Source organism: Anaerolinea thermophila, assembly GCF_020723905.1.
In the GTDB taxonomy this organism is placed as follows: Bacteria; Chloroflexota; Anaerolineae; order Anaerolineales; family Anaerolineaceae; genus Anaerolinea; species Anaerolinea thermophila_A.
The window spans coordinates 258,841-280,097 of sequence record NZ_DYHZ01000002.1; the positions used below are offsets into that span (position 1 = coordinate 258,841).

General features: G+C 57.4%; 16 protein-coding genes and 1 tRNA gene. 7 read left to right on the forward strand and 10 right to left on the reverse strand.

Translation table 11 applies throughout. The features are described 5' to 3' along the window. Positions 1–7 precede the first annotated feature (7 nt). The 5 genes from LHF31_RS03785 to LHF31_RS03805 all read right to left on the reverse strand — a co-directional run bounded on the left by LHF31_RS03785 (position 8) and on the right by LHF31_RS03805 (position 8,649). Positions 8–3,871, reverse strand: a complete 3,864-nt coding sequence (locus LHF31_RS03785) for a GAF domain-containing protein (RefSeq protein WP_303773599.1) — start codon at positions 3,869–3,871, stop codon at positions 8–10. Then, complete coding sequence (locus LHF31_RS03790) at positions 3,868–4,308, reverse strand: ATP-binding protein (protein WP_298004204.1); 441 nt, start codon at positions 4,306–4,308, stop codon at positions 3,868–3,870. The genes LHF31_RS03785 and LHF31_RS03790 overlap by 4 nt, the downstream gene beginning before the upstream one ends. A gap of 6 nt (positions 4,309–4,314) precedes the next feature. Then, positions 4,315–4,650 (reverse strand): STAS domain-containing protein, encoded by a 336-nt coding sequence (locus LHF31_RS03795; RefSeq protein ID WP_298004201.1) that lies wholly within the window; start codon positions 4,648–4,650, stop codon positions 4,315–4,317. Between the two features lie 153 nt (positions 4,651–4,803). After that, positions 4,804–5,724 (reverse strand): CPBP family intramembrane glutamic endopeptidase, encoded by a 921-nt coding sequence (locus LHF31_RS03800; RefSeq protein ID WP_298004198.1) that lies wholly within the window; start codon positions 5,722–5,724, stop codon positions 4,804–4,806. 216 nt (positions 5,725–5,940) lie between these two features. After that, entirely contained in the window at positions 5,941–8,649 is a 2,709-nt protein-coding gene (locus LHF31_RS03805; protein WP_303773602.1) for a valine--tRNA ligase, read from the reverse strand. A 458-nt stretch (positions 8,650–9,107) separates the two neighbouring features. Between LHF31_RS03805 and LHF31_RS03810 the strand changes: the two genes are divergently transcribed. From LHF31_RS03810 to LHF31_RS03830, 5 genes are all read left to right on the forward strand, one after another. Further along, positions 9,108–9,180 (forward strand) — tRNA-Asn (locus LHF31_RS03810). Between the two features lie 363 nt (positions 9,181–9,543). Then, complete coding sequence (rplI, locus tag LHF31_RS03815; protein WP_298010313.1) at positions 9,544–10,044, forward strand: 50S ribosomal protein L9; 501 nt, start codon at positions 9,544–9,546, stop codon at positions 10,042–10,044. A 123-nt stretch (positions 10,045–10,167) separates the two neighbouring features. After that, positions 10,168–11,532 (forward strand): RodZ domain-containing protein, encoded by a 1,365-nt coding sequence (locus LHF31_RS03820; protein WP_298010311.1) that lies wholly within the window; start codon positions 10,168–10,170, stop codon positions 11,530–11,532. A 16-nt stretch (positions 11,533–11,548) separates the two neighbouring features. Continuing rightward, the gene (rimO, locus tag LHF31_RS03825) at positions 11,549–12,883 is read left to right on the forward strand and encodes a 30S ribosomal protein S12 methylthiotransferase RimO (RefSeq protein WP_298010308.1); all 1,335 of its coding nucleotides are present in this window, start codon (positions 11,549–11,551) and stop codon (positions 12,881–12,883) included. A 12-nt stretch (positions 12,884–12,895) separates the two neighbouring features. Continuing rightward, positions 12,896–14,434, forward strand: coding sequence for a glycosyltransferase family 39 protein (locus LHF31_RS03830; protein ID WP_298010306.1), 1,539 nt, complete (start codon positions 12,896–12,898; stop codon positions 14,432–14,434). Between the two features lies 1 nt (position 14,435). On the opposite strand, the gene LHF31_RS03835 is transcribed toward LHF31_RS03830, so the two are convergent. The 4 genes from LHF31_RS03835 to LHF31_RS03850 form a co-directional block, all read right to left on the reverse strand. Next, the gene (locus LHF31_RS03835; protein WP_298010304.1) at positions 14,436–14,951 is read right to left on the reverse strand and encodes a CopD family protein; all 516 of its coding nucleotides are present in this window, start codon (positions 14,949–14,951) and stop codon (positions 14,436–14,438) included. A gap of 14 nt (positions 14,952–14,965) precedes the next feature. Continuing rightward, a complete protein-coding gene (locus tag LHF31_RS03840) occupies positions 14,966–16,147 on the reverse strand; it encodes a hypothetical protein (RefSeq protein WP_298010301.1) in 1,182 nt (393 codons plus the stop codon). Positions 16,148–16,273: 126 nt separating this feature from the next. Then, entirely contained in the window at positions 16,274–17,131 is an 858-nt protein-coding gene (locus LHF31_RS03845) for an ROK family protein (protein ID WP_298010298.1), read from the reverse strand. 31 nt (positions 17,132–17,162) lie between these two features. Further along, complete coding sequence (locus LHF31_RS03850) at positions 17,163–17,555, reverse strand: nuclear transport factor 2 family protein (RefSeq protein WP_298010296.1); 393 nt, start codon at positions 17,553–17,555, stop codon at positions 17,163–17,165. Between the two features lie 375 nt (positions 17,556–17,930). Here LHF31_RS03850 and cysK point away from each other — a divergent pair, with 375 nt between their 5' ends. Both cysK and cysE read left to right on the forward strand, forming a co-directional pair. Continuing rightward, positions 17,931–18,869, forward strand: a complete 939-nt coding sequence (cysK, locus tag LHF31_RS03855; RefSeq protein ID WP_298010293.1) for a cysteine synthase A — start codon at positions 17,931–17,933, stop codon at positions 18,867–18,869. Between the two features lie 21 nt (positions 18,870–18,890). Then, positions 18,891–19,721, forward strand: coding sequence for a serine O-acetyltransferase (gene cysE, locus LHF31_RS03860; protein ID WP_363324801.1), 831 nt, complete (start codon positions 18,891–18,893; stop codon positions 19,719–19,721). A gap of 86 nt (positions 19,722–19,807) precedes the next feature. Here cysE and icd read toward each other — a convergent pair whose 3' ends face one another. Further along, positions 19,808–21,088: an NADP-dependent isocitrate dehydrogenase gene (gene icd / locus LHF31_RS03865; RefSeq protein ID WP_298010290.1), complete on the reverse strand. Its 1,281-nt coding sequence runs from the start codon at positions 21,086–21,088 to the stop codon at positions 19,808–19,810. Positions 21,089–21,257: the final 169 nt, after the last annotated feature.

A 21,257-nucleotide genomic window follows, 5' to 3' on the forward strand; every position in this document is an offset into this window, starting at 1 on the left:
CTGTGGATTATTCCTGTGGGGTTCGGCGCACCACCAGCAAGGTGATGTCGTCGCTGAGCGGTGTGCCCTGACGGAAATCCATCAGGGCGCGGTCCACCAGCGCCAGAATGCCAATGGCAGGCAGGTTCCCGGCATTGCGGAAGGCTTCGCGCAGGCGTTCTTCGCCAAAGTCCTCCCCGGTGGGGGAGAGCGTATCGAAAGCACCGTCGGTGAACATCAACATGGCATCACCGGGGTCAAGTTTCAGGGTGTGATTTTCCAGTTCCAGATCGGGTAAAACGCCCAGCGCCATTCCCCCTTTGGCAGATTCCTCAACTTCGCGCGTGGCTTGACGGTATACCAGCGGGCGGTTGTGCCCTGCGTTTGCGTATACCACTTCGCCGCTTGCCGTGTCCAGAATGGCGTACACTGCTGTGATGAACATGGACTCGGGGGATTCGCTGAATAACAGCGCATTGACCTGCTTCAGCACTCTGGCAGGATCTTCGTGTTCGTCCAGATGGGAGCGAATCAGCGTGCGTGTTACCGTCATGTACAGCGCCGCAGGCAAGCCCTTGTCGGAGACATCTGCCACGACCAGCCCGATGCGATTCTCCCCTAACATGAAACAGTCGTAAAAATCGCCGCCCACAGTCCGCGCGGTTTCCCAGCGAACATCTATTTCCCAGCCCTCCGGTGAGGGCAGATTGCCGGGCAGGAAGGTCTCCTGAATCTGGCGCGCCAGGCGGATTTCCTGCTCCATGCGTTCATTTTGCACCATCTCCCGCCGCAGGATCTCATTGTGAATGGCAAGGCTGGTCTGGCGGGCAATTCCATGGATGATTTCCAGCCGTCTTTCCCGCAACCGCAGTGAGGTACGGCGCTCCCGTGCCAGTAAAGCGCCCAGCACCCTTCCCTGCACGATCAGGGGAAAACCCAGCAGCCAGTCGCCCTGCGGAAGGTCGGCGATCGAAGCACCCGGCTCCAGCGGATATGCCCGCAGGAGCGCCCAGTCTTCCGCTTCCACAATCTCATCGGAAGGGATGGGCACAACATGCACCATGCCGGTCACCAGCAGGGCATCCAGCAAGCGGTGCTCACCATAGGGGTAATGCTCACTGCGCAGAGAACGTTCCTGAGCCCGATTTTCGCCATGCACTGCGGCGGGACGGAAGGTTTGCCCTTCACTGTCCCAGAGGTAGATGACGCACACATCAATGCCTACCAGTACCGGCAGCAGATGGACTACCGAGTCCAGCAATTCATCCAGCGAACTTGCCGAAACCACCGCCTGCGCCGCCTGCAACAGTACTGCCGTCACGTAAGCCTCTTCCTGACGGGCTTCCAGCAGGCGCAAATTTTCGACTGTGATGGAGGTCTGATGGGCAATGCCCTGCAGAATTGCCAGCGATTTGGGGTCGAAAGCGCGTTCTCCCAGCGCGCTGCGCTGGGTTTGCAGCGTGACCAGATAGATGCCAAGCAACTCGCCGCGTACCAGTAAAGGGAGCATGAGAAGTGCGCCGTTGCCCTCGGGAAGCCCGGCTTCGGGCAGTCCCAGGTCTTTTGCCGGGTCGGTGAGGAACATGGGAGCGCGGCTTTCATTCAACTGCATCAACGCCGGCTGGCTGGCAGGAATGCGCACAGTCGTTCCTGCGGGGATATCAAATCCGTGCCAGGCGCGCAGGTTGAAGAAAGACTCATCTTCATCCTTGAACAGGAAAGCGCACTTGCGCACTCCCACCAGCAGGCGCGTTAACCTCAGCATGGTTTCGAGCAACTCATCCATGGAGAGGATGCTCTGGCTGGCTTCCGCAATCTGCAACAGCATGGTGGAGATCAGCGCTTCCTGCTGGGCTTCCAGATACAGGCGGGAGTTTTGAATGGCAACTGCCGCATACCCGGCAAAAGTGGCGGTCATACTGCGGGCTTCGCTCCCGTAGCGTCCATAGGTGCCGTGCACGAGGATGAGCAATCCCAGTGGGGTGTTGCCTGCGCGCAGGGGTGCCACAATGGAGGAGTAATCTTCCGGCAGGTTGAGTGCGTATCCCAGGGGACCGTAGGGCTCACCCGGAGTGCGGATGTAGGGTTCGGGGTGTTCCAGCAGGGCTTTCAACCGTTCCTGCACTTCCGGGTGCTCCCGAAGCACCTCTTCAATGCGTTCCGGTTCTGTGCCGTGCAGCGCCGCCAGCCTCAAAGGGTGATTCGCCGTTCCGATGGAGTCTTCCATTTCATCTTCGATGAGAAAGATGGCTGAAGCATCACAGGGCAGGTTTTGTTCCAGACGGGTCAGGATGTTATCGAGCAATTCCGGCAAACTGACATCGCTGGAAATTTGATAGGCAATATCGCGGAAACTTTCTGCCACCTGGCGCCGCCATTTTTCCGAGCGGTACAGGATGGCGTTGCGGTAGGCAATGGCGAGGCTGGCGGCAATTGCCTCAAACAGATGGACATGCTGTTCGCTGAAGGCGTTTGGTTCGTCGCTTTGCAGGTCCAGCACCGCCAGCACTTCCTCTCCAAGACACACCGGGATCGCCAGTTCGGAGCCAGTATTTTCCGGGGGGAGAGGAGAAGGCAGGTAGAGGGGCTCCCGGTTGACGTCGTTTGCCAGCAGGGTTTTGCCGTTGCGCGCTACCCAGGGAATGATGCCCTTTTCGGCATCCAGCGGGTAGGCAAAACCCTGTTCGCGCATTATGGCGCTGCGTTCGCCGCTTCCGGCTTGAAAGATCACCAGTCTTCTTCCCGGATGAACGGTAAAAATGGATATGTGCGGATAGCCGAAACGCCGCTGAATCAGATGAACCACTTCATCCAGTAATTCATCCAGTTCCAGAATGGAGTTCAGCGCATGACTGATCTCGAACACCGAGGAAATTTCCTGCACCCGCTGTTCCAGTCCGGAATACAGGCGCGCCGCCTGCATGGCGATGGCAATGTTATCGGCAAGCGCGTTCAGCACCAGTATGTCGGTCTCGCTGAACGCCTCATACACATCGCTTTGCACATCCATCACACCCAGCAGTTCCCCTTCAACTTTGAGCGGGAAACAGGCTTCGGAGAGCGTTTCGGGGAGCAGGTCAATCGGGCGGTAATGAGGGCTGGAAAACACATCCGGAACGATAATTTGCTCGCGTTTGAGTGCACAGGTGCCGATTAACCCTTCTCCTGGGGAGATGGTGTATCCGGTTGTGAATGGATGGGTATCGTACAGGGATGAATCAGCCCGGAAATACAGGGTTTGCTGAGAAGGCTCGTAACTGAAAAGCGCCACGTAGTAGTAATTGAAGGTCTCGCGGATCAGGCGGGTGACCCGCTGGCACAATTCATCCAGATTGAGCACGCTGGCAACCTGTGCGCTGACCTGACGCACCAGTTCCAGTTGCTGAAGCCTCCAGGCTTTCAGGCGTTCCTGCCGGGAGATTTCCAGTGCCGCGGCAATGTGCGCAGCGCAGTCTTCCATGAGGGCTTGTTCTTCCGGAGAGAAGGGTTCGCCTTCACTTCGTTCGATTTGAAGCACCCCCAGCAGGGTCTTGTTGGTGATGAGCGGAATTGCCGCCGCGTGAGCGGTGTTCTCTGCAGCAGGGCATTCTGCACAGGTGTCTTCCCCATAGAGAATAGTCCGCTCCAGATGCGCTCGTTGAACCAGATCGGGGGCGGGTGCGTCGGGCAGGGTGGGAATTTCCCGCTCTCCCGGCAGTGGATAGGCGTGGGATGACAGCCACAGCGTGGCACGGGCGTGGAAAAATGCCGCCGCGGCGCGTTCGATATGCGGGCGCTGGGTTTCAATTTCTTTCAGCGCAATGATCTCTTCGCCGAGTTCGGAAAAGGCTTTCCAGTGGGGTGTCTTCACCGTCATGGCATCCATATCCATTTGCGGGTTCATGGGGCTCATCTGTCATCCCGCGTGGGGGTGTGGCGATATTTGACCAGCCTTAACCGGTTGCCAGTGGGAGTGAACTCAAAATGCACCTCATCCATCCACTGTTGCATAAAGTACAGCCCCCAGCCGTGTTCTCGCTGTTCTTCCAGCGGTGCGTCAGGTCTGGGTGGGGGAATGGTGCGGGGATCAAAAGGCTGACCGTAATCTTCCAGCACTACGGTCAGCCCTTTCTCGTCGGTATGGACGCTCAGGAGAATCTCGCCTTTATCTTCACCCTGATAGGCATGTTCAATAATATTGGAACAGGCTTCATCTACTGCCATTTCAATGGTGTAAATGTTGAAATCGCTGAAGCCTGCTTTCTGGGCTTCCCTGCGGATGAACTCTCCAATTTCCGCAAGGCTGGCATAACGCCCTGCAAACCGACGTTTTATCGAATGGTCGGACACAGGTGATTAGAGATTCCCAATCGCGGCAACCACGTCGTCGTAGATTTTGAACAGGGGAATGAACCCGGCCAGGTCCAGCGCGGCGCGGATGTTTTCCGGAACGTTGACCAGCACCAGTTCACCGCGATTGTATCGTTTGCATACTTTCTGAGTGTTGATCAGCGCGCGCAAACCGGCGCTGGACATGAATTCCACCCCGCTCAAATCCAGAGCGATTTTGTATCGCCCACTCTCGGTAATCTTGTTCAGGGCTTCGCTCAATTGCGGCGCGGTGTAACTATCAATGCGCCCTTTGGCTTTCACCAGATCGCAGTGCTTGTACTGAATGTGCTCGATTTCCATGAAAACCTCCGTTCCACTATGGACGTGATACCCTCAATTATAAATCAAAAGGCTCTCAAATCCTTCATCCGATGAAGATCGTTCAGTTTTGCGAAGGAAGATAAAGGTGTGGCGGTTTACGCCCACATTGCCTGTGATTGAAGACAATCTGGATTAACTTTCTTCCGGTAAGGGAACTTTCCACGGCACCAGTAACAGAATCAGCCCTGCCACCAGGAAGCCTGCACCGCCCACCACGCCTGCCACAGTCGGTCCAAGCACGGGGTTGGGTTCTCCGGTGCTTAAGATGATGCCCAGACCGGCAATCCCGTTGATGGCGGCATGTCCAATGACGGCGGGCCAGACACTGCCTGCTTTCAGGGTAGCCCATCCCAGAAAAGTGCCTGCTCCGATGGTGAAAATGGTCATGGCGAGAATGCCCAGCCATGGATAACCGGGGTACTGGGTGCCATAATTGTGTCCCTGAGCAATGATGGGCGCGTGCCAGATGCCCCAGATAACTCCCAGCAAAAGCAATGCGCGGCGCTTGCCCAGTGGGAGAAGTTTCTGGAGCAGGTAAGCGCGCCAGCCAAATTCCTCCCCAAAGGTGAACAGGCTGTTAATCAACGGGGCAATCAGGATGGCTTGGACAGTTTGCAGCCAGAACAATGCCCAGGTGGAGAAAGGCAGGGTAACGCCGGATTTCTGCAGTTGTTCCTGCACGAAGGGCATGCTGGGGTCGTAGTACCGGGGGAAGAGCAGGAAGAATGCCGCTACCCCCGCCAGCGTGAGCAATCCCGGCGCTACCCAGGCGATGACCCAGTACACCCAGCCCTGCTTCAGGCGCGGTGCCAGCCATAAGTTTCCCCACCCTTCGCGGGTAATGATGCGGGTGAGCACATTTGCCAGCGCGGGGGCACCCATGTATCCCACCGTCAGGAAGATTAAACTCAGGGTTTGCTGTACGGGGGTCAGCGCCTGTCCACCGGAAGGGCGAGTGACCAGCAGGTAGAGAAGCCCGCCAAAAAACCAGGCAATGCCAAAGGCAAAAGCCAGAAAGATGCTAATTCGTTTGCGATCTACAGAAGTGTTCATTGTATTCTCCTCTCCGTCAATATTGTATCATTGTATCATCACGGATGTAAGGATACTGATGGGAAGAGAATGGGTTTTCTCAGTGTTAAAAAGCCGTCTCTACGCTGTGATTGCTTCCGGGATGAGAGGAAAAGAGGCAAACACGCCGGATATAACAATGAAAAAAAAACAGGGGGCGCCGACCGGCGCCCCCGGGCTGATGAGACGTTCGTGTGGTTACTCTCCACCCAGAGCGCGGATGGCTTCGCGCAGACGATCTGCGGTTTCGCGGAAGGTGGCTAATTTCTGGCGTTCCTTTTCCACCACTGGCGCCGGAGCCTTTTCGGCAAAGGAACTGTTCAGCAGTTTTTCCAGCCGTTCAATCTGGCTTTGGGCTTCAGCGAGTTCTTTCTCGAGGCGCTTGCGCTCTTCTTCTGCATCCACCAGCCCTGAAAGCGGCAGGTAAATTTCCACCCCCATCACCACCTGCGAGACAGCCGGGGCGGGTTTTTCGCCGGTTTCGCTCAGCAGGGTAAATTGATGGAGATCCACGCCGGCCAGATGGGCGATCACTTCGCGCTGGTTTTCCAGCAGGGCAAGGCGTTCCCCACAGATCAGGACGGTGGGGATGCGCCGCCCGGGTTCCACCTTCTTCTCGGCGCGCAGGTTGCGGATGGCGCGGACGATTTCCTGAACGAGGGTGAATTCGTTCACGCGGGGTTCTTCCCAGTCTTCTGGCTCGCGCGGTTCGGGGAATTTTGCCACGATGAGGGCTTTTTCCCACCCGCCCACCGGGGTGTAGATGGGCTTTTCTTCACAGGCGCGCTTCAGGTAGCCCCACAGTTCTTCGGTAACGAAGGGGGTGAAGGGGTGGAGCAGGCGCAGACAGGCATCCAGCACGCGTGTGAGGGTGTACGCCGTCCAGTAGGCGCGGTCGCCGCCCTGAGCCAGTTGCTGTTTGGCTATTTCTAGATACCAGTCGGCGAATTCGCCCCAGGTGAAATCATAAATTTGCCGTCCGGCTTCGCCATACTGATACGACTGGAAAAGCCGCTCCACTTCGCGAATGAGGTTCTGCAGGCGTGCCCAGATCCACGAGTCGGCAAGCGTCCATTCGGCGGGTTTTTCTGCCTGTGCCGGGGCTTGATCCAGCGCGCCAAGCACGAAGCGCCCGATGTTCCACAGTTTGTTGGCAAAGTTGCGGTTGGCTTCCACCTTCTTCAGGCTCAGGTTGACGTCATTGCCGGGCGTGGAGCCGACCAGCAAGGTGAAGCGCAGGGCGTCAGTACCCATTTCGTTCATCACGATGAGCGGATCCACCACATTTCCCTTGCTTTTACTCATTTTTTGACCATGCTCATCGCGAATCAAACCGTGCAGGTACACGGTGTGGAAGGGCACTTCGCCGGTAAATTCCAGCCCCATCATGATCATGCGCGCCACCCAGAAGAACAGAATGTCGTAACCGGTTTCCAGCACCGAGGTGGGGTAGAAATAGCGCAGGTCGGGGGTGTCTTCGGGCCAGCCCAGTGTGGAGAAGGGCCAGAGTCCGGAAGAGAACCAGGTATCCAGTACATCGGGGTCCTGTTCAATGCGCGGACTGCCGCAATGGGCGCAGCGATCGGGATCCTGACGACTCACGGTCATTTCACCGCAATCGGCGCAGTACCACACAGGGATGCGGTGACCCCACCATAACTGCCGGCTGATACACCAGTCCTGAATGTTCTCCAGCCAGTTGTAATACACTTTGGTAAAGCGCTCGGGCACGATTTTGATGCGTCCGTCGCGCACGGCTTGAAGCGCGGCTTCTGCCAGGGGTTGGATGCGCACGAACCACTGGGTAGAAACCATCGGTTCAACCGGTTCGCCGCCGCGTTGGGAGCGCGGCACATTCATCAGGTACGGCTCGGTCTTGATGGTCAGCCCGAGGGCTTCCATGTCTGCCCAGATTTTCTTACGGCACTCAAAGCGATCCATGCCGGCATAAGGACCACCGTTCTGGTTGATGCGTGCGGCTTCATCCATCACGCTGATGATGGGCAATCCGTGCCGCTGACCGATGGCGTAGTCATTGGGGTCATGTCCGGGGGTGATCTTCAGCCCGCCAGTGCCGAATGAACGATCCACGTAGGGATCGGCAATAACGGGAATCTGACGGTTGAGAATGGGCACGACCACCATCTTGCCGATGAAGCGCTGGTAACGCTCGTCTTCTGGATGCACCGCCACGGCGGTATCGCCCAGAATGGTTTCGGGGCGGGTAGTGGCGACCGGGATGTACTCACCGCTGCCATCTGCCAGCATGTACTTGAAGTAATACAGCGTCCCCTGTTCCTGGGTGTATTCCACTTCCAGATCCGACACCGCCGTGCGTAGCCCTGGCGACCAGTTAATCATGCGCGGTCCGCGATAGATCAAGCCCTTTTCATACAGACGCACAAAGGCTTCACGAACAGCGCGTGAGAGACCCTCATCGAGAGTGAAGCGTTCACGGTCCCAGTCGCACGAGGCGCCCAGGCGGCGGATCTGCCGGGTGATGATTCCACCGTACTTTTGCTTCCACTCCCAGGCGCGTTTGAGGAAACCCTCCCGCCCGAGCATGTCGCGGGTCAAGCCTTCGCTGGCAAGCATTTTCTCAACCTGCACTTGAGTGGCGATGCCGGCATGATCGGTTCCGGGGACCCACAGGGTGGGAATGCCTTTCATGCGGTGGTAGCGAATCATCAAGTCTTCCATGGAAACGAACATGGCGTGTCCGAGGTGCAGTTCACCGGTGACATTGGGAGGCGGGATGGAGATGACAAAAGGTTTCTTTGTGGGGTCGAAATCTGGTTTGTGCGGGTCGTTGGAGGGTTTGAAGAATCCCTCTTTTTCCCACCAGGCATAAATCCGCTCTTCGGTGGCTTTAAAGTCGTAGGTTTTCGGCAGGCTCGTTTCTGGCATAGTATTACCCTTTCCTGTAGAGATGAGGGCGGGAACGCCCTGAGATTGAACATGAACAAAATAGAAAAAACCTTTCGTCTTGCTTGAGGACGAAAGGCATCTTCCGCGGTACCACCTCGCTTCGCCCCGTTTGAAGCGGGACGCACTTCCCGGACCAACATCCGGTTGGGCTGTAACGGGCTTTCCCGCACCGGTCTACTCCTCGCAGAAGGCGAGTTTCTTCGGCGTTCTTGCCGGACGACTTCAGTTCGGACAATCTGCGGAGGCTCGCACCTTCTCCTCCTTCTCTGTCAGACGCTCCCGAACCTACTCCTTCCGGCGGCTCGGCTATCCAGTTGTGATTTGATTATATCCGGGTTACAGGCGAAAGAAAAGGGGGAATCTGGCTTAAAAATTTTCTAAAAAAACGCCGCAGTACCTTGACCAGTATGGGACACTTGACTATAATATAAGCGCATTCCTCGTTAGCTCAATCGGCAGAGCGGGCGGCTGTTAACCGCTAGGTTCGAGGTTCGAGTCCTCGACGAGGAGCCTTTTTATTTAAGTCTCCCTGAAGGTTCTCGGTCCCCATTGAGGGGATACCATTCGAGTCCTCGGTTGATCGTCATCCTGTGATAACACTACAGCAGGATCAATCCACGACTTAACTGTACAAATCAGAGAGTTGACCTCCGGGTACCGTGTCTGGTGAAGATTGGACTGCGGTTGCGGCGGCACTCTCTACCGACCACAGAAAAACCGTGGTACCCCGATAACAACTCGCCTTTTCGGTCATAAACCTCCACCGATTAAGCAAATTCGTTGACGGAAACGCGCTTCGCTGGTATACTGGCTCGGCTCAGGGCGTTGTACCCTTCGCCCCGGGACACTTCAAAAACAGAAAGGGCTTGTGAGATGAAGGTTTTACTGATCAAAGATGTGTACAAGTTAGGTCGCGCTGGTGACGTGAAAAAGGTTGCCGATGGGTATGGACGCAACTACCTGATTCCGCAGGGACTGGCTGTGCTGGCTACCCCTGGCGCGCTGAAGATGGCAGAAAGCATCCGCACCCGTGCCGCCAAACAGCGCGAAGCGCTCAATGAGGAAATGAGCGGTCTGGCTCAGCGCATTCAGGGGCAGTACCTCACCTTTGGCGCTCGCGCTGGCGAGACGGGTAAACTGTACGGCTCCATCACCCCTGCAATGATTGCCGAAGCGCTCTCCAAAAAACTGGGCGTTACCGTTGACCGCCATCAGATCGAAGCGCAGTCCATCCGCAATCTGGGCGAGTACAAAGCCCATGTGCGCCTGACGGTGGATCTTGTCCCCGAAATCAACATCATCGTTCACCGCGAAGGCGAGACCCCCAACGTGCCGGTGGAAGAAACTCCTTCCGGTGAGGGCGAAACCGCCTGATTTTCCGCTGCTCTTGCAGAAATGAACAGACCGGCTGGGTGCGGTTCCCGCACTGCCCCATAAAAAGGGGGCGCAGAGGAACGCCCAGCCGGTTATAATTTGAATGTTCAGGACGATTTGGGTATGATGCTTTCGGTTGGTGAACGACTCCGGCAAAACCGGCTGGAAAAGAACCTCACCCTCGAACAGGCTTCTCAGGCAACGCGTGTGCGCGTTCATTACCTCGAAGCCCTCGAACGGGATGACCTCGAAGCCCTCCCCTCTCGGGTGCAGGCTAAGGGCTTTTTACGCCTCTATGCCGATTTCCTGGGCTTGCCCGTTGAGGAAGTGCTGGCGCAGTGGGAAGGAAAACCACTCCCCATGTCAGCCGAAGCGGTTCCTCCCCCAACCAAAGCTGAGCCGGTACAAGCCCCTGAGCCCATGCCTGCCCCTGTCGAACCGTCTCCACCGCACCTCGAGCCGGAACCGTCAGCGCCCACCGGGATCGCCCCTGCCGTCTCTTCTGCGGGTGCTTCCTCATCCGCCATTTTATTGAAAGAGATTGGTCAAGACCTGCGTCGCAAGCGGGAAATGCTGGGCTTTTCCATTGCCAATGTCGAGGAATTTACTCACATCCGCGCCCGTTACCTGGAAGCGCTGGAGAACGGACAACTGGAGCAGTTGCCTTCACCGGTGCAGGGACGGGGTATGCTTCAGAACTATGCTGAATTCCTGCGCCTCGATAGCGAAGATCTACTCAATCGCTTTGCTGAAGCCCTGCAGCAGCGGCGGATTGAGCAGACCATTCGCACCGCCAGTCCCAGTGCGCCACGTGCAAAACCCATCAGCAACGTCAAACGCTGGGTGACTCCCGATTTACTCATCGGCGGCGGTTTGATTCTGGCGCTCTTCTTTTTTGTGGCATGGACGGCAAGTCGGATCACTGCTGAGCGCACCCGCACAGCGCAAGCCACTCTGCCATCCATCAGCGAGGTTTTGCTTACCACTCCCAGCCCCACGCCAGGCGCGCCTGCCCTTCCCGCTACGCCTGTCCCGCAGGAGACCCTTGGTGAGGGCGAAAGCACTCCTATCCCGGAGCCGGTGAATGCCCCTGCCGGTACATCCAACCCTACGGTCGCGCCCATCAGCAATGCACCGGTGCAGGTGTACCTGATTGCGCGCCAGCGGGCATTTTTGCGGGTTATTGTGGACGGAAAAGTGACATTCAACGGCAGAACCATCCCCGGTAACGCCTATCCCTTTTCTGCTGAGAAGAGCATTGAAGTCATTTGCGGAAACGCCGCCGCACTTCAGATCTTCTACAACCAGCAGGACCTGGGCGTTTTGGGCGAGAGAGGTCAGCCTTTGCGTCTTTCTTTCACCCAGCAGGGCATCCTTACTCCCACGCCTTTGCCCACCGCTACTCCCACCGCCACGCCACAGGTCACGCCGACACCCACGCCTACCCCTATGCTGGCAACGCCCACCATTACACCGTTCATCCCATAAGACTTACAGGTATGTTATGAGCAAACGTTTTTATCTCATCTCTTTAGGTTGTGCCAAAAACACGGTTGATTCAGAATCCATGGCGAGTTTGCTGGAGCAGGCAGGCTTTGAGCCAACGGATCGGCAAAAAGAAGCCGATTTGCTGATCGTCAATACCTGCGGGTTTATCGGTCCTGCCCGGCAGGAGTCGCTGGAAACTCTCAAGGATCTGGCGCGGCACAAAAAGAAGCATCAACTGCTGGTGGCGGCAGGATGTCTGACCGAACGCTACCGTCAGCAGGTGGCGCAGGAAGTACCGGGCATTGACGGCATTCTGGGCACGCGCCGCTGGATGGACATTGTCGATCTGGTTCAGCAGTTACGCCCCGGACGGAAATATCCCGAGCCGCTGTACCATCTGCCCGATGTCCCCACCGTCGGCACAGACGAGAAGGGCGTCCTGCGCGCCGCCATTCAGGGCGCCAGCGCGTACCTGAAAATTGCCGATGGATGCCGGCGTCCCTGTGCCTTTTGCGCCATCCCGCTCATCAAAGGTACAGCCGTCAGCCGTCCCCCTGAGGTTATTCTGGGAGAAGCCCGCATGTTGCAGGAACTGGGCGTCAAAGAACTTTTGCTGATTGCTCAGGACACCACCGATTATGGGCACGACCTGGGTATGAAAGACGGGCTGGCAACCCTGCTGGAAGGCATTCTGCGAGAAGCCCCGGAAATTCCCTGGATCCGCATCCTCTACGCCTATCCCGGTTATGTCACCGACCGCCTGATCGAGGTGATGGCAACACACCCGCAAATTGTGCCGTATCTGGATATGCCGCTCCAGCATGCTCACCCGCAAACCCTGCGGCGTATGCGCCGTCCTGCTAACATGGAATGGGTGTATCAGACGCTGGCAAAGATGCGCGCCGCCATCCCTCAACTGGCACTGCGCACCACCTTTATCGTCGGTTACCCCGGCGAAACCGAAGAGGAATTTCAAACCCTGCTGGATTTCGTTCAGGAAATCCAGTTTGATCATGTAGGCATCTTCACCTTCTCCTTTGAAAAAGGCACTGCCAGCGAGCCACTGGGCGACCCCATCCCTGCCGAGGTTAAGCAGGAACGGCTTGCCCGTCTGGCTGAGGTGCAGGAACGCATCTCGCTGGCGCGCAACCAGTCTTACGTGGGACAGATTCAACCGGTGCTGATCGAAGGTTTTGACAGAGGCATTGCCATCGGACGGGCGCCGCACGATGCCCCCGAGATTGACGGGCTGGTTTTTTTGGAAGGTGAAGCCCCTGTCGGCGAGATTGTACCGGTGCGCATCACCGGCGCAATGACTCACGATTTGACGGGAGTACTGGTGCGATCTTAATCCAAAAGTCTTATGAGTACATCCTCTCTTCGCCGCGAACTTCTCTGGGATGGATTAGCCCTTTTCCTGGCGCTGGCAGGATTTTTCGCCAGTTCGCAGGTCACTTTTCGCATTTTTGAAGCCATTCCACACATTGAAGATGAGATGGCGTACACCTGGCAGGCCCGTCTGATTGCCCGTGGATTCACGCTGACCACGCCCACCCCGCCCTGCCCCACCTGCTTTCTGGTTCCTTTTGTGGTAGACGCGCACGGTCAGCGTTCCAGCAAGTATCCACCGGCGTGGTCGGTGGTGCTGGCGCTGGGCGAACGGATGAATGCCCGGGCATGGGTCAACCCGTTTCTGGCAGGGTTGAGTGTGTGGCTCATCTACCGTCTGGGAAAGCGCCTGGCAGGCGCGCCCGTGGGCGTGTTGGCGGCGCTTTTCACGGTCATTTCGCCTTTCTTCCTGATGAACAGCGGTTCTCTGCTCAACCACCCCTGGTCGCTCTTTTTGACTCTGGCGTTCACGCATGCCTGGCTGGATGCGTTTTTTCCTTCGCGCATCCCCGCGTGGCTCTCTCTGCCTGTTGCCGGGTTGAGCATGGGACTGCTGGCGCTCACCCGCCCGTTGACCGCGGTGGGCGTGGCTCTGCCGTTTGGGGTGCATGCCCTGATGGTGCTGTGGCGCGGCGGAGCGCGGTTGCGCTGGCGCCTGCTGATCTTTGGCATGATTGCCGGTGTAGTCTCTCTGCTCTACTTCGTCTGGCAGTACGCAGTGACCGGCGATCCCTTCCTGAATCCTTACCTGCTCTGGTGGGAGTATGACAAAATCGGCTTTGGTCCCGGTGTTGGCGTGAAGGAAGGCGGTCATACCCTGGCGCAGGCATGGTTCCATACCCGCTTCAGCGTGGGTGTGGGCAGTCATGACCTGATGGGCTGGCCCTACCTCTCATACCTGTTCTTCCCCTTTGGGCTGATTGCCCTGCGCAAACGCCCACAGGCATTTCTGCCGGTAGGGGTTCTGCTGGCGCTGGTGGGGGTGTACAACCTGTACTGGACTCCTGCCTGGCTGTACGGACCGCGCTATTATTACGAGGGACTGCCAGCAGCCATGCTGTTAAACGCTTCCGGGGTGTGCTGGTTGATCGGTCGGGCAGGTGGAATTGGACGTGCCGTTCGCCGGCGGTGGCGGAATCGACTGGGGTTATTTGCGGTGACGTTTGCCGTGCTGTTCCTGTGCGCCGCCAACGTGACCCTCTACCTGCCCATCCGTCTGTCCATGCTGGTGGGACTGTACGATGTTCATGCCTCCGATTTAGCCCCTTTCCTTTCTCCCGAGGCGCAAAAGTTACCGCCTGCGCTGGTGATTGTTTACCCCCAAAAGAAATGGATTGAGTACGGGCGCCTGCTGGATTTGAGCAGTCCCCTGTTCGATTCGCAGTTTATTTTCATCATTGACCGCGGGGAAATCCTTAACCGGGAGGTGATGCAGTTCTTCCCCGGCAGGCTGGTGTGGCATTACATCCCCGGAGAAACCACCCTTGTGCCTGTCCCTGAAGAGACGCCCTGATTCACGACACAGCCCGCGCCAGCGCCGTCAACGCCAGCACCAGCACCGAAAAAATCAGCAAAAGGGCGAGTAAAAGGCGTTCCTGCCGCTGAACCTGTGCCTGCTGTGCTTCATCGAGGGGTTTTCCCGAAGCGCGCAGGATTGCCATGCGGCGCAGGCGTGGAAGGAGTCCCCAGGTATTGTATGCGCTGAGCAGAACCATTCCCCCGATGACCAGATGCTTGATGAGAATGGCAACCGCCCATGAGTTTTCGATGGCGAGAAAACCGGTGTAGCGCGGATGAGCGCTCATCTGAAACATGCCGGTGGCAATCAGCACCGCCAGCGAAAGCCATCCCAGCGGTTGCAGGCGTTCCTGCAAGGTACCCAGCAGGGCGGCATATGCAGACGCATCCAGTGTGCGCCGCGCCGCAGGGATGACCAGAACCGCCAGCGCACTCAAACTGCCCAGCCAGAGCACCGTGGCGAGCATGTGCAACCAGTAAGCCAGAGCCAGGGCAAAGGTAGGCGTCTGCATCCGTTCCTCTTCCGTCAGGGTGCAGGAGTGTCTGTGGGTGTCTCGGTGGGAGCCGGAGGCGTGGGAGTCTCGGTAGGCGGAAGAATCACGCCGGTCGTACTGGGAGTAGGCGTCAGAGTAAAGGGCAGGGTAGGCGTCTCGGTGGGCTGGACGTAGCACAGGTTGTACACAGCCGTCATGGTTGGTTCCAGCATACCATCCGGCGCCACCTGCTGGGCGGCTTCATACTGTTTGAGAGCCTCGCAGTACTTGCCTTCAGTGGCAAGTTGATCGCCGTATTTAATCAATGCCATGCGGTAGCGCTCCAATGCGGTTACGCCGTTGACATCGCGTAAACCGGGGTAGGCAGGAACGATTTGAGAAAAGTAGAAGATGACCTGATCCCAGCGTACCCCCCAGTATGCCGCGCCGGTGAGGTACAGGCGCGCCCAGTTGCGTACGCCCTGAGCATCCACATCCAGCGGGCCAAAGCGCTCTACCAGCGCCAGATCGTACAAACCGCCTTCCAGATTGCCGTTGTTAATCTTCGCCAGCCCGCGGTTGCGCAGGGCAATGTAGTACATGCCATCCACTTCTACGGCGCGGTAGGTCAGGTTTTTATTGCGCAGGGCATCGAGCATATCCAGCACCGCAAACCATTCTTTTTGCGCCAGCAGTTGCCGGGCGTTATTGAAAATTTCTTCCTCGCCGCGGAAATCAGGCGTGGGGGTGGGTGTGCTGGTCGCCAGGGCAATCGTGGCAGTGGGGGTCAGCGAAAAGGCTTCCTGAATCATCACTTCCGCCAGTTTTTCCTGCACCCCGGGGAAGTTCGGGTCGAGCTGGATAACGTACTCCAGGCGTCGGCGGGCATTCTGAAAACGTCCCTGCTCGAGATCCTGCTGAGCCAGCATCATCTGCTCGGTCGCCAGGGTGACGATTTGTTCGCGCGACATTTGCGAACGGGCAGCCTGAGCGGCACGGTATCCCAGATAGGTTCCCAGACCACCCAGTAAGAGAATCAAAAGAATTCCTCCGGCAATCACCCACCCGCGCAGAGAGCGGCGGCGCGGCTGGGTTTCGGGTTCGTGTTGAGGCATGCCCTCTTCCTGCGGGGAAGCGGGCGATTCCGGCGCAACCGGAGGGCGATTCGGTTGTGTATCTTCCAGCGACTCGCGAGAGCGCGAGGGCTGAGTGTTCTCTAGATCCATTTCCGACATGGGGTACATTATACCGCAGGAATCAGGTCAAAATCGGGGCTGGAGTTCTTCTGGTTTTGTATAAAGGTCAGGCGAATTGGATGACTGCAAACAAAAACCTCATCATCCTGCCTCTGCAGGTACGGTTCAATCTTCCAGTCCGTAGATTGCGGCGGCAATAGCGCCGTACAGTGCCGTATCATATCCTAATGGACTTAACTCCACCTGCGGGGCGGCGACGATCTTCAGGTGTTCCTGCATCACCTGTACTGCCTGTTCCAGGAAGGCTTGCCCGCCGCCCAGAGCCACTCCACCTCCCAGGCGGATCAGGTCAGGAGCAAGAATGGCGGCAAGATTGCGCAGCCCCATGCCCAGATTGTAAGCCACCTCCGACCACTCAGAAGGCGAAAGCGCTTCGGCAGGTTTGCCATAGATGCGCCGAATGGCATTGCCGGAGATCAACCCTTCCAGACAGTCGGGCAAGCCGCACTCGCACTGCACCCCGGCAGGGTTGGAACAGCGATAGGGGATGGATTGATGTGCCACTTCGGGATGAATCTCGTTTGCCCCGCGGTAGATTTTACCATCCACCAGAAAACCGCCCCCCATCCCTGTGCTTAACGTCAGGTAAAGGAAGCGGCTGGCGCGCACCCCGCCGAAGTGATATTCCCCCAGAGCGGCAATATTGGTATCCACATCCACCCGGAAAGGGCACTGCCAGCGCTCTTCCATGATTGCCTTCAGTGGAACCTGACGCCATGCAGGTTGATGCAGCGGGGAAACAACTCCCGTGCGCCACTCCAGCGGTCCGCCGACAGCGGCGCCAATTGCCTGAATGGTTTCGCCGTTTGCCACCTCTGCCACCATGGCGTGAAGCAATTCCAGACCTTCTTCCAGTGCCGGGGGAGTATCGGCGCGCATCCGCCGGAGGATGCGTCCATCCCGGGTTGCCGAAGCCGCCATGAATTTTGTCCCGCCAACGTCCAGCCCGATATAAACGCCCATGTTGCCTCTCAAAAAGTCTAATGGTGCCGGTTTATACCGTTTCGGTTGCCTTTCCGGATTTTCCAAATGAGACCTGCTCACAGATGACTTCTCCGGCTATCCGGAACATGTCCATCCCACACAGGGTGTGTGTCCCGCCGTTTGGATCCTGCCACAGGCATTTCCAGCGCGCCACACTGTGCAACCCCATCCCAAAGGCTTCCTGCACCTCAAACCGTGCGCCAGGGTGAGTCATGAAAAATTCCCGCCAGTACGAGCCAATACTTTCCCGCCCGCACAGTACCTCTCCGCAAGGCGAAGTGGGGCTTTCAAAGCGGCAATCTTCACTCAAAAGTGCCGTGAGGTCTTCCACTGCCTGCCGGTTGCAGGCTTGAAAGAATGCCAGCGCCAGGCGCACCGGTGCTTCAATTTTTCCCAGTTTCATCGCTGCCCTCCCGGTGAATGTCCTCTCTCATTATAGGAAAATTTAGCATTTTTTCTTATACGAATCCAAAAAATTCCCTTGACAATCTCCCAAACCGTTCTATAATTCGAGTAAGATGGTCAATGAAGGTGGATTGATGGTTCTGGCGTGCATGTGTCCGAGGCGGGGCGTGGGATCCCTGCCTCGCTAGAGCCGTTAATCCCTGAGAGACAGCCAGCAGAGCGAAGGCAGCGGAGAACAGCCCCGCATACGCAAGTATGTTTGAGCGGTTCTCCGCTGTCTTTTCGTTTTCTTTCTGCTGGCTGTCCATTTTTTTACAGGAATGTTATGAATACCGGAACAAACCAAACCACATTATCGAAGGAGTACTAAACCATGCGCATTGCAAACGACGCAACCGAACTGATCGGCAATACCCCGCTGGTGCGCCTGAACCGCATCGCTCAGGAAGCCGGTGCCGTCGCCACTGTGGTGGCAAAACTGGAGTACTACAACCCCGCCAAAAGCGTCAAAGACCGCATTGGCGTGGCAATGATTAACGCCGCCGAGCAGGCAGGGCTGATCAAGCCCGACACGATCATCATCGAGCCGACCAGCGGCAACACGGGCATAGCGCTGGCATTCGTCTGCGCGGCGCGCGGCTATCGCTGTGTGCTGGTGATGCCCGAGACGATGAGCAAAGAACGCCGTATGCTTTTGCGCGCTTACGGCGCCGAACTCATCCTCACTCCCGGGAGTGAGGGGATGGCAGGTGCCATCCGCAAAGCCGAAGAGATTGCTGCCAGCGACCCGCGTTACTTTATGCCGCAACAGTTCAAGAATCCTGCCAACCCGGAGATTCACCGCAAAACCACCGCTGAGGAAATCTGGCGTGATACCGATGGTCAGGTGGATATGGTGGTGGCGGGTGTCGGCACAGGCGGAACCATCACCGGCGTGGGCGAGGTGCTCAAAGCGCGCAAGCCCTCAGTGCGCATGATTGCCGTTGAGCCTGATGCCAGTCCGGTGCTTTCCGGCGGGCAGAAGGGTCCGCATCCCATTCAGGGGATTGGCGCAGGGTTCATTCCTGACGTGCTGAACACGCAAATCTACGATGAAATTGTGCGCGTCAAAGCCGAAGATGCCTTTGCTACGGCGCGCAAGATGGCAAAGATGGAAGGTTTGCTGGTGGGCATTTCTTCGGGCGCGGCGACGTGGGCGGCGCTTCAGGTGGCGGCTCGTCCCGAGAACGCCGGTAAACTCATTGTGGTCATCATTCCTTCGTTCGGCGAACGCTATCTCAGTACAGCGCTGTTCGCCGATTTAGCGGATTAGTTTGTTTTCAGAGGTGATTGTATGGTGGGGAAATTTTTCCAGATGATGCGCGAGGATATTGCCTCGGTATTTGAGCGCGACCCCGCGGCGCGCAGTGTACTCGAGATTCTGGTGGCTTATCCGGGACTGCACGCCGTATGGGGACACCGTATTGCCCACTGGCTGTGGGGACGCGGGTTCAAGACGCTGGCGCGCTGGCTGTCGCACGTCATGCGTTTCCTGACCGGCATTGAAATTCACCCCGGAGCGACCATTGGACGGCGTTTCTTCATTGATCACGGAATGGGTGTAGTTATTGGCGAAACTGCCGAGATTGGTAACGATGTTACCCTGTATCATGGGGTCACGCTGGGCGGCACCAGTCTGCAGAAGGGCAAACGCCATCCCACCCTGGAAGACCATGTGGTGGTGGGGGCAGGGGCAAAGATTCTGGGAGCCATCACCGTGGGCACGGGAAGCCGCATCGGCGCCAATGCCGTGGTGGTGAAGAGCGTACCGCCCAACTCGGTGGTGGTAGGCGTTCCCGGTCAGGTGGTGGTGCGCAACCGCCCGCAGACCGCCGCTCCCGATTTGAATCACAACATCCTGCCTGATACCATCGGCACCACGGTGGCGGCGCTCATTGAGCGGGTTGAATCGCTGGAGAAACGTCTGGAAGAAGCCCGCCAGCAGGTTCAACCCGCGTTGATTGGCTCCAGCGACCGCCTGGAACGTCTCGAAGCCGTCCTGCGCTCCCATGTACTGGAGCACCCGCATCTGGTGCCGGGCAACGGCAAAGAGCACCTGCATCACACTCGCCTGCCGCATCCGGATGCCTCCGGTGTGTGGCATGAGGAAGATTTCACTATCTGAGTCCCCGCCATCCCTGAACATCAAACAGGGTAGAAGCGTTCTTTCCCGCGCTTCTACCCTGTTTTTTTGTCGAAATGGAAAGTGCATTAATCCATGTGGCGAATGACCGCGTCGCCAAACTCGGAACATTTGAGCAGGCTGGCACCTTCCATCAGGCGGTGGAAGTCATAGGTCACCGTCTTGGCTGCAATTGCCCCTTCCATACCGCGGATGATCAGGTCGGCGGCTTCTGTCCAGCCCATGTAACGCAGCATCATCTCGCCGGAGAGGATGACTGAGCCGGGGTTGACCATGTCCTTATCGGCGTATTTGGGAGCCGTGCCGTGGGTGGCTTCAAAAACGGCATGCCCGGTGACGTAGTTGATGTTGCCCCCCGGTGCGATGCCAATGCCCCCGACCTGCGCCGCCAGCGCATCAGACAGGTAATCGCCGTTCAGGTTCATGGTTGCCAGCACGTCAAACTCGCGCGGACGCAGGAGGGTCTGCTGGAAGACGATATCGGCAATTACATCTTTGACGAGCAGTTTGCCGGCTTTCAAAGCGGCTTCCTGCTCAGCATTGGCGGCTTCCTCGCCTTTTTCGGCTCTGGTGCGCTCCCACTGTGCCCATGTGTAGGTCTGATCGCCAAATTCCTGCTCCGCAACCTCATAGCCCCAGTTGCGGAAAGCGCCTTCGGTGTACTTCATGATGTTGCCCTTATGCACCAGGGTGACGCTGCGACGCCGGTTTTCCAGTGCGTAGCGAATCGCCGCCCGCACCAGCCGCGCCGTACCTTCCCGCGAAACCGGTTTGATGCCGATGCCCGCCGTCTCGGGGAAACGAATTTTGGCGTAATCTTTGGGAAAATGCTCTTTGAGCAGTTGCTTGAAGCGGACGTTTTCTTCCGTGCCGTATTCGTATTCAATGCCGGTGTAAATGTCCTCGGTGTTCTCGCGGAAGATGACCATGTCCACCAGTTCGGGGTGTCGCACCGGACTGGGGACGCCCGAAAAGTAGCGCACAGGGCGCAGGCAGACGTATAAATCCAGTTCCTTGCGCAGGGCAACGTTGAGTGAGCGGATACCCCCGCCGATGGGCGTGGTCAGGGGACCTTTAATGCCCACCAGATATTCCCGAAATGCCTGCAGGGTTTCATCGGGAAGCCACGTACCCAGCGTGTTAAAGGCTTTCTCCCCTGCCAGTACTTCCTTCCAGACAATACGGCGTTCACCGCGGTAGGCTTTTTCCACCGCGGCATCAAAGACGCGCACCGCCGCGCGCCAGATGTCCGGTCCGGTGCCATCGCCGATGATAAAGGGAATGATGGGGTGAGACGGGACGTGCAGTTGTCCGTTTTGCATGGTAATGCGTTCGCCAGTTTCGCTCATACGACTCCAGTACCTCCTGTTGTAGGGTTATTTTACCTTTTTTCATCTAAATGCGGGATAATGAGCGGTTGGGGAATATTTTTCTTGCCCTGCCAGAGAAAGGATAAGAACTGCCTTCGCACTGACTTCTTTTGCGAAGAGACAAAACCGGTTTTCTCCTTCACCTTCA

Excerpts from the sequence above, each read along its gene's own strand:
- LHF31_RS03840 (WP_298010301.1), bottom strand. The coding sequence starts at position 16,147 with ATGTCGGAAATGGATCTAGAGAACACTCAGCCCTCGCGCTCTCGCGAG.
- LHF31_RS03845 (WP_298010298.1), bottom strand. The coding sequence starts at position 17,131 with ATGGGCGTTTATATCGGGCTGGACGTTGGCGGGACAAAATTCATGGCG.
- LHF31_RS03820 (WP_298010311.1), top strand. The coding sequence starts at position 10,168 with ATGATGCTTTCGGTTGGTGAACGACTCCGGCAAAACCGGCTGGAAAAG.
- LHF31_RS03850 (WP_298010296.1), bottom strand. The coding sequence starts at position 17,555 with ATGAAACTGGGAAAAATTGAAGCACCGGTGCGCCTGGCGCTGGCATTC.
- cysK (WP_298010293.1), top strand. The coding sequence starts at position 17,931 with ATGCGCATTGCAAACGACGCAACCGAACTGATCGGCAATACCCCGCTG.
- cysE (WP_363324801.1), top strand. The coding sequence starts at position 18,891 with ATGGTGGGGAAATTTTTCCAGATGATGCGCGAGGATATTGCCTCGGTA.
- LHF31_RS03795 (WP_298004201.1), bottom strand. The coding sequence starts at position 4,650 with ATGGAAATCGAGCACATTCAGTACAAGCACTGCGATCTGGTGAAAGCC.
- LHF31_RS03805 (WP_303773602.1), bottom strand. The coding sequence starts at position 8,649 with ATGCCAGAAACGAGCCTGCCGAAAACCTACGACTTTAAAGCCACCGAA.
- rplI (WP_298010313.1), top strand. The coding sequence starts at position 9,544 with ATGAAGGTTTTACTGATCAAAGATGTGTACAAGTTAGGTCGCGCTGGT.
- LHF31_RS03800 (WP_298004198.1), bottom strand. The coding sequence starts at position 5,724 with ATGAACACTTCTGTAGATCGCAAACGAATTAGCATCTTTCTGGCTTTT.
- LHF31_RS03835 (WP_298010304.1), bottom strand. The coding sequence starts at position 14,951 with ATGCAGACGCCTACCTTTGCCCTGGCTCTGGCTTACTGGTTGCACATG.
- icd (WP_298010290.1), bottom strand. The coding sequence starts at position 21,088 with ATGAGCGAAACTGGCGAACGCATTACCATGCAAAACGGACAACTGCAC.
- rimO (WP_298010308.1), top strand. The coding sequence starts at position 11,549 with ATGAGCAAACGTTTTTATCTCATCTCTTTAGGTTGTGCCAAAAACACG.
- LHF31_RS03785 (WP_303773599.1), bottom strand. The coding sequence starts at position 3,871 with ATGAGCCCCATGAACCCGCAAATGGATATGGATGCCATGACGGTGAAG.
- LHF31_RS03830 (WP_298010306.1), top strand. The coding sequence starts at position 12,896 with ATGAGTACATCCTCTCTTCGCCGCGAACTTCTCTGGGATGGATTAGCC.